The organism is Sphingorhabdus sp., assembly GCF_050921905.1.
Classification (GTDB): domain Bacteria; phylum Pseudomonadota; class Alphaproteobacteria; order Sphingomonadales; family Sphingomonadaceae; genus Sphingorhabdus_B.
Map to the genome: position 1 here is coordinate 1498900 of NZ_CP050888.1, position 14147 is coordinate 1513046.

The following is a 14147-nucleotide window of genomic DNA, read 5'->3' on the forward strand; positions in this document are numbered from 1 at the left end:
ATCGCAGCTTTTGGGCAACATATCGCTCGGTCGTTGGCGTGATGAAAAGCTTTGTATATGTGCCTGCCCTTATTGGGGAGGCATTATGCACAGAAGCGGATTTTTTATGACGGCGTTGCTGGCGTTGCCCGTGTTGGCGCAGGCTGGCGATAGTCGTGTCGAAATCGGCACTGGCATGGCCAGCTATTATGGCGCCGAACTGGGCGGAAGCCGCACGGCGAGCGGCGAGCGTTTTGACCCTGCCGCCATGACCGCTGCCCATCGCACCTTGTCGTTCGGCAGCCGCGTTGCCGTTACAAACTTGGCCAATGGTCAGGAAGTCGTTGTCCGTATCAACGACCGCGGCCCTTGGGGTAAATCACGCATTGTGGATGTGTCCTACGCTGCAGCCAAGCAACTTGGCATGCACCGCACCGGCACTGCTAAAGTGAAGCTTGAACTGCTGGATTAAGATCTGGACCCTAAACAATCGCAGCGCGCTGCCATTCGGGTAGTTTCAGCGTTTTCATATCGTCCACACGGCGTAACTCCACCGACAGGCCAAGTTCAGGATAAGCGCACCGCTGGCGGCTAAGGTCGGCCTGTTCCAACGGCACGACCACCAGCCGCCGATTAACCTTTTGCCGCCAGTTCATGCGCGCAGTGTTTTCCTGCCCGACATAGCATCCTTTGTTAAACGACACGCCATTAAGCTCGGCGGCGTTGACCTCAAGCCATAAGCTTTGCTCGCTTCCAAGCTCTGCTGCCCCTTCAGTGATGCCCAATGCCAGCCGATGCGCGCGATATTCGGCGCTGACGTCCACATCATCTGCTGCGGGTGTGCCAATCCACCGTTCGCCCATATTGGGATGACGCGGGTCACCGATGCCATCTGCATTCCAAAAGACCGCGCAGGCCGGATCAATTGCAATCGCAATCTTGCGCCGTAACCGGTAGATCGAAAGCCGCCGAACGAGCGCTTCTGCCTGCGTGCCCTCACAATCGATCAGCACATCCTTGCCATCCGCCCATAACAGAAAATCGAACAACGCCTTGCCTTGAGGGCTCAACAGTCCTGCCCATAAGGGCATCAGAGCGGCGGTATCCTGCGTCACAAGCCCTTGCAGGAATTGCCGCACATCTTCACCAGCTTCGGTGGGGGACAAACGGACGACATAACGGTCATATAGACGGGTGTTTCGCATAGGTGACAGATAGGGGGACGAACGCTTAAAGGGAAGTCATGACCGACCAAATGATTCTATCCATCCGCCGCCCCGATGACTGGCATGTCCATTTGCGCGATAATGCCATCATGCGCAGCGTGGTGCCTTATACCGCAGCGCAATTTGCGCGCGCTATTGTCATGCCCAATCTGTCTCCGCCGGTAACGACGGTGGAAGCGGGCGCAGCCTATCGCGAAAGCATTTTGGCCGCTGTGCCCCAAGGGGTCAGCTTTACGCCTTTGATAACGGCCTATCTGACCGACGCGTCGGACGGCGAAGAACTGGCGCGTGGCTTTACCGAAGGCGTATTTACCGCCGCGAAATTATACCCCGCCCATGCAACGACCGGAAGCGCGCATGGCGTAACCAACGTCGCCAACATCATGCCCGCACTTGAACATATGGCGCGCATTGGCATGCCATTACTGATTCATGGTGAAGTCACCGATTCACATGTCGATATATTCGACCGGGAGGCGGTGTTCATCGAACGAACGCTATCAAAGCTCGTGCGCGACTTGCCTGAGCTGCGCGTCGTGTTTGAACATATCACCACGGCAGATGCGGTCGCCTTTGTCGATGATGCCAGCGATAACATCGCCGCCACGATCACGCCGCAGCATTTGCACATCAATCGCAACGCCATGTTCGAAGGTGGCATCCGCCCGCATGCGTATTGCCTGCCAGTGGCGAAGCGCGAAGTGCACAGGCTTGCCCTGCGCAAGGCCGCGACATCAGGCAGCGCCAAATATTTCCTTGGCACCGACAGCGCGCCGCATGACAAATCCGCCAAGGAAAGCGCCTGCGGCTGCGCCGGGATATTCAACGCGCCATTCGCAATGGAAAGCTATGCCGCAGTTTTTGAAGAAGAGGGCGCGCTGGACAAACTTGAAGCCTTCGCTTCCGAAAACGGCCCGCGTTTCTATCGCATGCCGCCGAATGAAGATCGCGTGACTTTGGAGCGTGTCGACACACCGGTCCCCACGTTGCTTGCGTTGGATGGCGTTTCGGTTGTGCCCTTTCACGCGGGAGAAACTTTGCGCTGGCGGTATAAGGCTTAAGCCCTCGCCGCCCGATAGGTTTTGATCGCATCGGCGCAGAATATCGCGATACTGACCCAGATCAGGATGAAGCATGCCAGCTTGGTCGTGCTCAACGGCTCGCCATAGGCATAGACACCCAATAAAAACACAATCGACGGCGCGATATACTGGACGAAGCCAAGGCTGGCATAACTCATCCGCCGCGCCGCCGTTGCAAACATCAACAGCGGGATTGCCGTGACTGCGCCTGCCAGGATCAACAGCCCGGATGTGGTGAAATCATCGCCGAACCCGCCAGTGCCAGCCTGCGCATACCAGAACACCGCGCCAAGCGATAAGGGCGCAAGCAACGTCGTTTCAATGGCGAGACCAGGTACAGAGCCAACGGGCGTTATTTTACGGATGAGACCGTATAGGGCAAAGCTGAGGGCCAAGGATACCGAGACCCACAATGTGTCGAGCGCATCGCCGATGAGGATAGCAACGCCAATGGCGGCGACCGCAACAGCTACCATTTGCAGCGGGCGAAGCCGCTCACCCAGAAACACCCGCCCGAGAAGCACGTTCACCAAGGGATTAAGATAATAACCCAGGCTGGCGGCCAATATGTGATCGGTGGAAACAGCCCAAATATAGATGAGCCAATTGATCGCAATCAACGTCGCTGAGGCGAGCAGGTTCCGTAAGTGCGCCTTGTGCCGGAAAATACCACCATATTCGTGCAACTGATTGCGAAACGCCATGATGACGAGCAGCAAGGGGATCGACCATAAGATCCGCTGCGCCACGATGGCTATTGGCGGCACATGGCTCAAGAGCTTAAAATATGCAGGCACGAAGCCCCATATCAGATAGGCCGATATCGCATAAGGCAGGCCGCTGGCCTGCTCGGTTTTTTTATCATCCGCCATGTTTTGAAGTCACCGCCCTCCATTGAGGGTCAGATAATCCCGCCGCCAATCCAGAGGCGAAGGGCGCAAATCGCCATGACCACCAGACAAAAATTACGGCCGCCATTTTTCTCCGAGATAAGCCCGAACACCGCGCCAACGCCGGCGATCAAGATGATGAACCAGTTCAGCCAACCCAGCAGCGGGATAATCCCGATGAAAGCCAGAATAAGGGCAATGAGGCCCAGTAGGATCGCGATGATGTTTGCCATGTGCGGACTGTGGCGCGTTTTGGGTGGCGTGGCAAGTAAAGGCCTTCGTCCCATACGCAATCGCGGCCACAAAACATGAAGATGACAAGAGCTCAGCCTGTTTCCAAGCCAAGCCTCTTTGCCTTCATGCGTTTCTAGGGTCAGGACCACTTAAATCCACCTTCGCGGCGTCAAAATGGCAAAGATGTCGAAGGAAAATGTCCGCCGCAGGCAGTCATTCTGCCTGCAAGGGCATTTTGCTTTGAGATCAAAGCCATTTTGACGTCCTTCGGATTTGACCCATACTGTCCATTGCCACGTTGGCAAGCTTGGACTTAGAACCACTAAGTCCTGCGCTTGCCGCCTGGCACTGAACAGTATGGCCTCAAACCGCGAAGGTGGATTTAAGTGGTCCTGACCCCAGGCGTTAGCGCCATTGGTCGAGGCCCCTATAGTCGATATCCACAACACGGCCCTGCTCAACCGTGCACGTGAACCGTCCCTTGTCATATCCGCGCCCGTACGCATTGGCGTCGTAGCGATTATAGCGGTCGTTGCCATAGGCATTGTAGCCGCGCCCGCCATCTTGGACGACAACATTGCCGTTCACGCGATAGCCGTAACGCGTGCGCTGAATATCACGGATTTGCGTGACTTCCGAACGGCTATAGCCATTTGCCCAGCGTTCAACATTGTTAACGCATTGGTTGACGGCATTACGGCTATTTCCGCTGCGATAGGCATTGCTGCGATAGGCATTGGGATAGCCAGCACGATTATAGTCATAATTGCCGCCATCATTATAACGGTCATTATTGCCAGCGGAGAGCAAAGCGGCCAAGCCACCGAGCACAACTGCTCCAGCTATAATCTCGCCAGCGCTGATTCCGTCGCGATGACGGTCATAGCGATCCTGCGCTTGAGCGGGGGCACCGACGCTAACCAAAACTGCCGCAGCAGCTCCGGCTCCAAGCAAGCTTTTGGCTATGTATTTCATCTTCATTCTCCTGGTCGGGCGCAGTCATTTCTGGCCGATGGAGACGAAATAGCCGATTCGGTTTGACCGGATGCTGAATTGACTTGTCAGCATCCGTTCATCAAAATTAGCATTTTTATGAACAATTATTCGGTCAGCTTCAGACCCGTCCATTTTGCGAGGAATGCATAAATGTCCGAATATTCGTCGATCACCTTGTCGGTTGGTTTGCCCGACCCGTGGCCCGCTCGGCTTTCAATACGGATGATTTTTGGTTTGCTGCCGGTCTCTGCGGCTTGAAGCGCGGATATATATTTGAAGCTATGTCCCGGAACCACGCGATCATCGGTGTCAGCGGTCGACACAATCACGGCCGGATATTCGACCCCAGATTTGATGTTGTGATAGGGCGAATAAGTCATCTGCATTTTGAAATCGGCTTCCTTGCTGGGATAGCCATAATCGTCGACCCAGTAACGACCGGCGGTAAACCGGTCAAAGCGAACCATGTCCATGACACCGACGGCGGCATGTCCCGCCGCAAATAGATCGGGCCGCTGGTTCAGCGATGCACCGACCAGCAAGCCACCATTGGAGCGGCCTTCGATTGCAATCTTGCCCTTGGCCGAAATGCCGCTGGCGATCAGATATTCCGCCGCCGCTGCAAAATCGTCAAAGACATTTTGCTTGTTCATCAGGCGGCCGGCATCATGCCAAGGCTTGCCATATTCCCCGCCGCCGCGAATGTTTGCGAGCGCAAATACGCCACCAGACTGGAGCCATGCCATCCGCGTTGCCGAATATGTCGGCGTCTGCGAAATGTTGAACCCGCCATAAGAATATAACAATGTCGGCGCGCCTTGGGACAGGTCAAGGTCCTTCTTATGCACGATGAACATCGGAATCTTCGTGCCGTCCTTTGATGGGTAAAATATTTGTGAAACGGAGAAATCTTGCGGGTTGAAGCTCAACTTCGGTTGCGCAAATGGTGCCGATGTCCCGCTGTTGCTGTCAAATCGGTAGACGGCGCCCGGCTGATTAAAGCTGGAGAAGCCATAAAATGTTTCCGCGTCGCCTGGTGTGCCGGAAAAGCCGCTGGCCGTTCCAATCGCGTTTAGTTCGATTTCCTGAACAGGCTGCCCTGTAAGGTCCGTCATCAGTGCCATCGATTTGGCGTCCTTGATGTACGACAAGATCATACGATTGCCAACGATTTGCACCCGGGACAGCGTTTCTGCGCGCTCCGGAATAACATCGGTAAATACGGGCGTGTTCGCTCCGAGGTCAACGCGCACAACCTTAAGCTTTGGCGCATCCTTGTTGGTGGTGAACCACAATATGTTGCCCATGCCTTCGATAAGGCCCCAGTCATGATCGAGTCCCTTGACCAAAGGCTGCGCCTTCCAAGTGGGGTTTTTCCCAAGCGGCATCACGTGCAGCTCATATTTCTCATCCGTGCCCGACGAGGTGGTAATTACCACCCATTTGCCGTCATGCGTCACCTGCGCGCTGTGCCCATATTCGGGCTTTTCGGGCGTTGCGTAAATCGCTTTGTCTTCCGACTGTGGGGTGCCAATTTTGTGAAAGTAAACCGTCTGATTGTAGTTCAACTGCTGAAACGCCGCGCCTTCTTGTGGTTCGGCGAAACGCGAATAGAGAAATCCTTCATTCCCAACCCAGCTGATATTCGTGAATTTGGCCCATTTGATTTCGTCGGCCAGAACTTTGCCGGTCGCGGTATCCAGCACCTTGATTGTGCGCCAGTCGGAACCACCGTCCTGAATGGCATAAGCGAGCAGCTTGCCATTTTTCGAGGGCACCCAGCTATCCAGCGCCGTCGCGCCATCCTTTGCCCAGCCATTCGGGTCCAACAACACGCGGTCAGCCCCCGTGAGGCCTTTGCGCACATATAAAACCGACTGGTTTTGCAACCCGTCATTTTTGTTAAAGAAATAATAGCCACCCGCCTTTTCAGGCAGGCCAAAACGTTCATAATCGAACAGCTTCTTCATCCGGTCGGCAAGTATTTTCTTGCCCGGTAAAGTTTCCAGATAAGCGTCGGTGACGGCATTTTGTGATTTTACCCAATTGGCGACTTCGGCATTGACGCGGACATCATCCTCAAGCCAGCGATAGGGGTCAGCCACCTTTACGCCGAACTGTTCATCGACGACATTGACGGTCTTGGTTTTCGGATAGACTAGGCCGGCAGGGGAGTCGGCGGTTGCCGCGCCCTTGGCTATAGCCACTGAAGAAATTGGCGTCATCATGACGGCAGCCCCAAGCAAAAATACACTTCGCATAATTTCATTTCCCCAACTCTCGGATATCGTTTTTTAGAACTATAGCGTCGGGCGATGAACGCCAACCATATTGCGCGCCATCCGCGCGTTAAAATCGCAACTTCGTCGAATTCATTGGTCAGGTGTCGCCCATGGTTGAGATGCTTAACAAGGGGTATGTTACAGGCGCAAGGTCTAAGCCCGCGCATGAGGCAAATGAAAAGGGCGGCACCCTTTCGGATACCGCCCTTTCAAATTTCTACGGTGAGGCGAGCTTACTCGCTGTCGTCCATCACTTCAACCGGACCGCTGTCTTGGCCCTTGGCATCGACATTGCGGTCAACAAGCTCAATAACGCCCATTGGTGCCGCGTCCGAACCACGGAAGCCAGCCTTGATCACGCGGCTGTAACCACCGCTACGGTCGGCGTAGCGTGTTGCCAGCTCGTCAAACAATTTCACCAACTGCGTGTCATCCATCAAACGGCTCATCGCGAGGCGACGGTTGGACAGGCCACCCTTTTTCGCAAGCGTAATCAGCTTTTCGATATAGGGGCGCAGTTCCTTCGCCTTTGGCAAAGTCGTCTTGATTTGTTCGTGCTTAATCAGCGACGCTGCCATGTTGCGAAGCATCGCGGTACGGTGCGACGTGGTACGCTGCAGCTTACGGTGGCCAACTTTATGGCGCATGTCTTTTTCCTTCGTTCGTAGGGGGGCCGTATTAGGTACCCCAATCCTGGCCCGCTTGAGGGGGAAGCCTTTGCCCTTTATTGCCTCGCCCCTTTAGGGGAGAGGCAGTGAGACTTGCGCGTTTACGCGCTAGTCGCAGCGGTGTGGGGCGTTGGAGCGTAGCAATACGCCGATATACCTCACCCCAACCCCTCCCCTAAAGGGAAGGGGCATGAGTTCGATTTAGCCCAAAAGCTCTTGTTCGAGCTTCTTGGCCATTTCTTCGATATTTTCTGGCGGCCATCCGGGAATGTCCATGCCAAGGCGAAGACCCATCGATGACAATACTTCCTTAATCTCGTTCAGCGACTTGCGGCCGAAATTAGGTGTACGCAACATTTCGGCTTCGCTCTTCTGAACAAGGTCGCCAATGTAGATGATATTGTCGTTCTTGAGGCAGTTTGCGCTGCGCACGGACAATTCCAACTCATCGACCTTCTTGAGAAGGTAACGGTTAAGCTGGTTAGCATCCGATTCTTCGGAAGAAGCCGAAGGTGCAGCCATGCCGATCATAGGCGACGACGCGGCCATCGAATCTTCGAAATGCACGAACACTTGCAACTGATCCTGAAGGATACGGGCGGCATAAGCCACGGCGTCTTCTGGCGTTACGGTGCCATCGGTTTCAATGGTCAGCGAAAGCTTGTCATAGTCCAATTCTTGCCCGATGCGGGCGTTGTCGACCTTATACGCCACCTGACGCACCGGTGAATACAGGCTATCAACTGGGATCAGTCCGATTGGTGCATCTGCGGGACGGTTGGCGACTGCAGGAACATAGCCCTTGCCGCTGTCGGCAGTGATTTCCATGTTCAACGTAGCGCCATCATCCAAATGGCAGATGATGAGGTCAGGGTTCATCACTTGGATGTCGCCCGATACCGCAATATCGCCAGCGGTTACAGCGCCAGGGCCAGTGGCCGAAAGCTGAAGACGCTTGGGGCCTTCGCCTTCCATCTTCAACGCGACCTGTTTGATATTCAAAACAATGTCCGTGACATCTTCGCGCACGCCAGCAAGCGACGAGAATTCGTGCAACACATTCTCGATCTTGATCGACGTGATCGCTGCGCCCTGCAACGATGAAAGCAATACGCGACGCAGCGCGTTGCCGAGCGTCAAGCCAAAGCCACGCTCAAGCGGCTCGGCAACAAAGACAGCCTTACGCTTCGCATCGCTACCTGACTTGAGTTCAAGTGCGTTGGGCTTTTTCAGTTCCTGCCAGTTCTTGATATTGACGGACATGGATTTCCCCTTGGGTTTTGCAAAACCGGCAGTTTGGTGCACCGTGCCGGGTCGCGGGTAAAAGAAGGAACGACTGAACAGCCGCCCCTGAAACGAATACTTAGACGCGCCGACGCTTGGAAGGACGAACGCCATTATGCGGGATCGATGTCACGTCGCGAATCGAGGTGATGGTGAAACCCACCGCCTGCAAAGCGCGTAGCGCGGATTCACGACCTGAACCCGGCCCCTTCACTTCGACTTCCAACGTGCGAACGCCATGTTCAGCAGCTTTCTTGCCCGCATCTTCTGCGGCAACCTGCGCTGCGTAAGGGGTCGACTTGCGGCTGCCCTTGAAACCCATGGTCCCTGCCGAAGACCAGCTAATCGCGTTGCCTTGGGCATCGGTGATCGTGATCATCGTGTTGTTAAAGCTGGCATTGACGTGCGCGACGCCTGCCGAGATATTTTTGCGCTCCCGCTTTTTAATGCGCTGTGGTTCGCGTGCCATATTGAAATCCTAATCTTACAAAACCGTTGTGTGCCTCCGGCGGAGAAATAAAATTCAGTCCCCCGGACTGTTTTTATTTCTTCTTGCCCGCGATTGCCTTGGACTTGCCCTTACGGGTGCGCGCATTGGTATGCGTGCGCTGACCACGGACGGGAAGGCCCTTACGATGGCGAAGGCCACGGTAGCAGGCGAGATCCATCAAACGCTTGATGTTCATCGATGTGTTGCGGCGAAGATCGCCTTCTACGGTGTAGCCCGCATCGATAGTTTCGCGGATTTGCAGAACTTCGGCATCCGAAAGATCCTGCACACGACGGCTATGATCAATTCCCAGTTTCGTCGCGATTTCGACGGCTTTAGTGCGGCCGATACCGTGAATGTAGGTAAGCGCAATGATCACGCGCTTGTTGGTTGGAATGTTAACTCCGGCAATACGTGCCAATTTATGTACTCCTGCTCCACAGGTGCCCCCGAAAGGACAAACCCTATCTCAACGCTGATGATATCCCGAAACGCACAAAAACAGCCGACGCATAAATGCGCTGCTGGCTGTACCAGAGGTCCGGAATTAGCCGCGCCTTACGGTGAGTCGCGCGCGCTGTCAAGGCCAGAGGCGCGCTATCCCTTGCCTTTGGTCTTGGTTTTGCCATCGCTGGCATTTTCTTCGATGAACTCGATGATCCTGCCTGCAATATCCTTACCGCTGGCCTTTTCAATGCCCTCGAGCCCCGGCGAGCTGTTTACTTCCATGATAACCGGGCCGTGATTGGATCGGAGCATATCGACGCCTGCGACATTCAGGCCCATTGCCCGGGCGGCGCGGACGGCGGTTGACCGCTCCTCAGGTGTAATCTTGATTGATGAAGCCGTACCGCCGCGATGCAGGTTTGAACGAAAATCGCCCTCGGCGCCCTGGCGCTGCATGGAAGCGACGACCTTGTTGCCAATCACAAAGCAACGGATGTCGGTGGCATTGGCCTCTTTGATGAATTCCTGCACCAGGATGTTAACATTTGCACCGCGAAAGGCCTCGATAACCGAACGCGCCGATTTCTCGGTTTCGCCCAAGACCACGCCAATGCCTTGCGTGCCTTCAAGCAATTTTATGACGACGGGCGCACCGCCCACCATCTGGATCACTTCGTCGGTCTGGCGCGGGTCATGGGCAAAGGCGGTCACAGGCAGGCCCAGCCCCTTGCGCGCCAAAATCTGTAATGACCGCAATTTGTCCCGCGAACGGCCAATGGCAACACTTTCATTCAGCGACCACACATTCATCATTTCGAACTGGCGCAAAACGGCAAGTCCATAAAAGGTAATGGACGCGCCGATACGCGGAATGACCGCGTCATATTTGCCAAGTTTTGCGCCCTGATAATAAACTTCGGGCCGATGTGAGGTGATATTCATCGTCACCCGTAAGGTGTTTAAGATGTCGATCTCGTGGCCGCGCGCTTGCGCCGCTTCAACAAGACGTTGGTGGGAATACAGATTGGCATTTCTTGCCAGCATTGCGATTTTCATATGCCTATGCTTCCTTCATCGGCGGGTTTTCCCAACACCCACCGCCGCCCGCTATTCACGAGAAAGCCGCGCCTTAACGCCCGCCGACCAATTAGCAAGGGAAAGGCCATTGATCGCCGGTTCGCCAAGGTGAGCTGCCCGTTCCAGCACAGTTTACCAAAACAAAATTGCGCGGAGATGACATAGCGGTCTTGTCGTTCACCGTTGGATGACCGCACCATGCGGCGGTCAATAACGGGGGCTTCATAACGCTGGGGTTTTTCACCCGCATTCAGCCGGAACCAGAATTCGACATAAGGTTTGCCGTCGCGCAAAATGGGCTTAATCCGCGTTGCGTGAATCGAAGATGTCGCAGCACCGGTGTCCATTTTGGCATGCACTTGTGAAAGGCCAAGACTTGGCACATCAACCATCTCGCACCAGCCTATTTCGATTTTGTTGCCGGATTTCGGGCTACGTCCCCCCGTCCGCAATTAACTTTTCCCCGTTTGAGGCGACTCACTTGCGGAGACATCTTCGTCAGGCTTCGCAGTGCTGACTTCAGACGCTTCGTCAGAGGCTGCTTCCTCAATCGTCTCAATATCGAGCTTGAAGCTATCTACCTTGGGTATTTCCGTCCCTGCGGGAGCGAAGGGCAACAGCATGTTTTTAAACTGCTCGCCCAGCACTTTATCAACAGCAGGTGCGATTTCCGATACTTTGTAGCGCATGTAACCACCCACTACATAAGAAAAGCTAACGCGCGTAGCCGCATTGTCCTTGGCAGGCTCCATAGCGACGGTGAGCGTACCAATCACAGCCTCCGACTGCAGCGGACCGAGCGCGCCTTGCATGCGCAATACTTTGCCCGGCTGCACAAATATAACACGCATATGCTCGACGCTACCGACGGTCTTCAGCTTGCCATTTTCGTCGGCGTCCTGAAACAGCTCGCAAAAACAACCATTGGCTTGTGCATCAATATAAAAACCTGCGCTTGACCCCGACCAGCTATGCGCTTTGTTCCAATAGTCCTTCGGTGAAAGGAGGCGTTTCCAGATTTCCGCAGGCGTCGCGTTCACGGTCGCAATATGAACCGAGTTAAAGCCCGTATCTGACGCAGCTTTAACTTCAGCGAAGGCTGGAGAGGACATTGCCGCGAGAAGGACGGCGGGAAAGAGGACGCTTTTCATGCGAAAGGTCTAGCCCCGATTCTACGGAAATAAAAGTCTCGTTCATTTTAGGTAGAATTGTCAATTCCGACTGTACTGCGTGAACGCCCGGGGGTCCTGCTGACACAGAGATGACGGGGGTCAGTCGATAATAGCGTCGATGGCGTCGGTCACGTCATCAATCGATGCCATGCCATCAACCCGGCTGACTAGGCCACGTGCGTCGTACAGAGGCAAAATCGGTTCGGTCTTTGCACGATATTCCGCCATGCGGGTCCGCACTGTTTCCTCATTGTCATCTGGACGGCGCTTGAATTCATGCGCACCGCATTTGTCGCAGGTGCCCGCAACAACCGGTTGCTTGAAAACGTCATGATAGCCGTCGCCACAATTCGCGCAGGTGTAGCGGCCAACCACGCGTTCAACCAACGCATCTTCGTCAACGACGAGTTCAACAACATGGTCAAGCGTCCGGTTGCGCGCCGAAAGCAAACCATCCAACAACGCTACTTGAGGCGCAGTGCGCGGATATCCGTCGAAGATGAGGCCCTTATCGGCGGGAATGGCGTCCATATGTTTGCCAAGGATTTCCGCCATCAACTCGTCGGGAAACAATTTCCCGGCCTTCATGATTTCATCCGCCATTTTGCCGACATCCGAACCAGCCTTAACCGCCGCACGAAGGATGTCGCCAGTGGACAATTGGACCATGCCATATTTCGTCACCAGAAATGCAGCCTGTGTGCCCTTGCCTGCGCCCGGAGGCCCCAAAAGGATGATATTCATGAAACGTTTCCCCGATTCGTTTCGATGTCGCACCGTTTAGCGGGTGCGTCCACCCTTCAGCTTCGCCTTTTTCAGCAGGTCACCATATTGATGCGCGAGCAAATGGCTCTGTATCTGAGAGATCGTGTCGATGGTGACGTTCACCAGAATAAGAAGACTGGTTCCGCCAATGGCAAAGAATTGCTGCTGCCCCGTCTGTGCCATCACATAATCCGGTAGCAAACAAACCAATGTCAGATAGGCTGCGCCAAGCACCGTGATACGCGTGAGCACATAATCCAGATAAGATTCGGTGTTTTTACCAGGGCGGATACCGGGGATGAAGCCACCGGCCTTTTTAAGATTCTCCGACGTCTCTTCCGGATTGAACACCACCGCAGTGTAGAAAAAACAGAAGAAGATGATGCCAAGACCGTAAAGCGCCAAATATACCGGTTGCCCATGGGCAAGATATTGGTTCAGCGAAATCACGAAGTCACCCATGGCGCTTTCGCCCGCAACCTTGTTACCGCCCAATTGCGTGATCGTAATCGGCAAGAGCAGCAGCGACGAAGCGAAGATGGGCGGAATAACGCCGGCTGTATTGATTTTCAAAGGAAGGTGGCTGCGGTCCGCCTGCATCATCCCACGCTGCGTTGCGCGCTTGGGATATTGAATAAGCACCCGGCGCTGGCCACGCTCCATGAAGCAGATCAACAGCGTCAGGCTTACGAACATCGCGAGAAACCCTACAATGACGAACCCGCTGATCGATCCTGTACGGCCGCCTTCCAGCAATTGCGCGAACAAACGCGGCATTTGCGCGACGATACCCGCCATGATGATGAGCGAAATGCCGTTCCCGATACCCCGCGACGTGATTTGTTCACCCAGCCACATGAGGAACATAGTGCCGCCAATAAGGCTGATAGTTGCGACAATGCGGAACATCAGGCCCGGTTCGACCACGGCGCCAATGCCATTGGCGGCCGCAAGGCTTTCGAGACCGGCGGCAAGGAAATAGCCCTGCACCGCAGTCAGGAACACTGTGCCATAACGCGTATATTGGTTCAGCTTCTTGCGCCCGCTCTCGCCCTCTTTCTTGATCGCGGCAAGCGTTGGCGACAGGGATGCAGCAAGCTGCACCACAATCGAAGCGGTGATATAAGGCATAACGCCAAGCGCGATGAGGCTCATCCGCTCAAGGCTACCGCCCGAGAAGGTATTGAAAATGTCGAGAACGCCACCAGCGGCATTATTGGCATATAAAGCCGCTTGGGCGACAGGATCGACACCAGGCAATGGCACGAAGCTTAATAAACGGAATATGATGAGCGCGCCTATGGTAAACCAAATGCGGTTCTTCAGCTCTGTTGCCTGCCCGAACTTCGATAGATTGAGGTTCGAGGCCATTTGGTCGGCCCTAGATGCCATGATATTCGTTCCTTGGTTCCGGATTGACGCCGAACGCAATTTGCGTGCGCATCGGCTTAATCCCAAAAATTACGCCTGACTATATCCGGACGGCCCCCAGAAATGTCAAACCCCGCCTGCCCATATCGGGAAGCGGGGCTGGCATGACAAGAGCGAAGTCGTC

The 14147-nt window shown here is 54.7% G+C and carries 16 protein-coding genes; 2 read left to right on the forward strand and 14 right to left on the reverse strand.

Annotation, left to right across the window (positions count from 1 at the left end; translation table 11 throughout):
• Nucleotides 1-106: 106 nt before the first annotated feature.
• A complete protein-coding gene (locus HEQ18_RS07135) occupies nt 107-451 on the forward strand; it encodes a septal ring lytic transglycosylase RlpA family protein (protein ID WP_432814193.1) in 345 nt (114 codons plus the stop codon).
• A gap of 10 nt (nt 452-461) precedes the next feature.
• Here the strand turns inward: HEQ18_RS07135 and HEQ18_RS07140 are convergent, their stop codons facing one another.
• On the reverse strand, nt 462-1184 hold the full coding sequence (locus HEQ18_RS07140; protein WP_432814194.1) for a YgfZ/GcvT domain-containing protein: 723 nt from the start codon (nt 1182-1184) through the stop codon (nt 462-464).
• A 38-nt stretch (nt 1185-1222) separates the two neighbouring features.
• Between HEQ18_RS07140 and pyrC the strand changes: the two genes are divergently transcribed.
• Nucleotides 1223-2266, forward strand: coding sequence for a dihydroorotase (pyrC, locus tag HEQ18_RS07145; protein WP_432814195.1), 1044 nt, complete (start codon nt 1223-1225; stop codon nt 2264-2266).
• On the opposite strand, the gene rarD is transcribed toward pyrC, so the two are convergent.
• From rarD to secY, 13 genes are all read right to left on the reverse strand, one after another.
• A complete protein-coding gene (rarD, locus tag HEQ18_RS07150; RefSeq protein ID WP_397604881.1) occupies nt 2263-3159 on the reverse strand; it encodes an EamA family transporter RarD in 897 nt (298 codons plus the stop codon). The genes pyrC and rarD overlap by 4 nt on opposite strands.
• A 29-nt stretch (nt 3160-3188) precedes the next feature.
• A complete protein-coding gene (locus HEQ18_RS07155; protein WP_432814196.1) occupies nt 3189-3410 on the reverse strand; it encodes a hypothetical protein in 222 nt (73 codons plus the stop codon).
• A gap of 406 nt (nt 3411-3816) precedes the next feature.
• Nucleotides 3817-4386 carry a hypothetical protein gene (locus tag HEQ18_RS07160; RefSeq protein WP_432814197.1) on the reverse strand — a complete coding sequence of 190 codons (570 nt, stop codon included), beginning with the start codon at nt 4384-4386 and terminating at the stop codon, nt 3817-3819.
• 125 nt (nt 4387-4511) lie between these two features.
• Nucleotides 4512-6635, reverse strand: coding sequence for a prolyl oligopeptidase family serine peptidase (locus HEQ18_RS07165; protein WP_432814198.1), 2124 nt, complete (start codon nt 6633-6635; stop codon nt 4512-4514).
• A gap of 287 nt (nt 6636-6922) precedes the next feature.
• Nucleotides 6923-7336 carry a 50S ribosomal protein L17 gene (rplQ, locus tag HEQ18_RS07170; protein ID WP_296198113.1) on the reverse strand — a complete coding sequence of 138 codons (414 nt, stop codon included), beginning with the start codon at nt 7334-7336 and terminating at the stop codon, nt 6923-6925.
• A 222-nt stretch (nt 7337-7558) separates the two neighbouring features.
• Nucleotides 7559-8620 (reverse strand): DNA-directed RNA polymerase subunit alpha, encoded by a 1062-nt coding sequence (locus tag HEQ18_RS07175; protein WP_296198116.1) that lies wholly within the window; start codon nt 8618-8620, stop codon nt 7559-7561.
• A 100-nt stretch (nt 8621-8720) separates the two neighbouring features.
• Nucleotides 8721-9110, reverse strand: a complete 390-nt coding sequence (gene rpsK, locus HEQ18_RS07180) for a 30S ribosomal protein S11 (protein WP_125229604.1) — start codon at nt 9108-9110, stop codon at nt 8721-8723.
• A gap of 73 nt (nt 9111-9183) precedes the next feature.
• Nucleotides 9184-9552 (reverse strand): 30S ribosomal protein S13, encoded by a 369-nt coding sequence (gene rpsM, locus HEQ18_RS07185; protein ID WP_125229603.1) that lies wholly within the window; start codon nt 9550-9552, stop codon nt 9184-9186.
• 176 nt (nt 9553-9728) lie between these two features.
• Nucleotides 9729-10634, reverse strand: coding sequence for a 30S ribosomal protein S6--L-glutamate ligase (rimK, locus tag HEQ18_RS07190; protein WP_432814199.1), 906 nt, complete (start codon nt 10632-10634; stop codon nt 9729-9731).
• Entirely contained in the window at nt 10631-11107 is a 477-nt protein-coding gene (locus tag HEQ18_RS07195) for an ATP-dependent zinc protease family protein (RefSeq protein ID WP_432814200.1), read from the reverse strand. Before HEQ18_RS07195 ends, rimK begins: the two co-directional genes overlap by 4 nt.
• Complete coding sequence (locus tag HEQ18_RS07200) at nt 11108-11806, reverse strand: hypothetical protein (RefSeq protein ID WP_432814201.1); 699 nt, start codon at nt 11804-11806, stop codon at nt 11108-11110.
• Between the two features lie 120 nt (nt 11807-11926).
• Nucleotides 11927-12571: an adenylate kinase gene (locus HEQ18_RS07205; RefSeq protein ID WP_432814202.1), complete on the reverse strand. Its 645-nt coding sequence runs from the start codon at nt 12569-12571 to the stop codon at nt 11927-11929.
• Between the two features lie 36 nt (nt 12572-12607).
• Nucleotides 12608-13984 carry a preprotein translocase subunit SecY gene (gene secY / locus HEQ18_RS07210; protein WP_432814203.1) on the reverse strand — a complete coding sequence of 459 codons (1377 nt, stop codon included), beginning with the start codon at nt 13982-13984 and terminating at the stop codon, nt 12608-12610.
• Nucleotides 13985-14147: the final 163 nt, after the last annotated feature.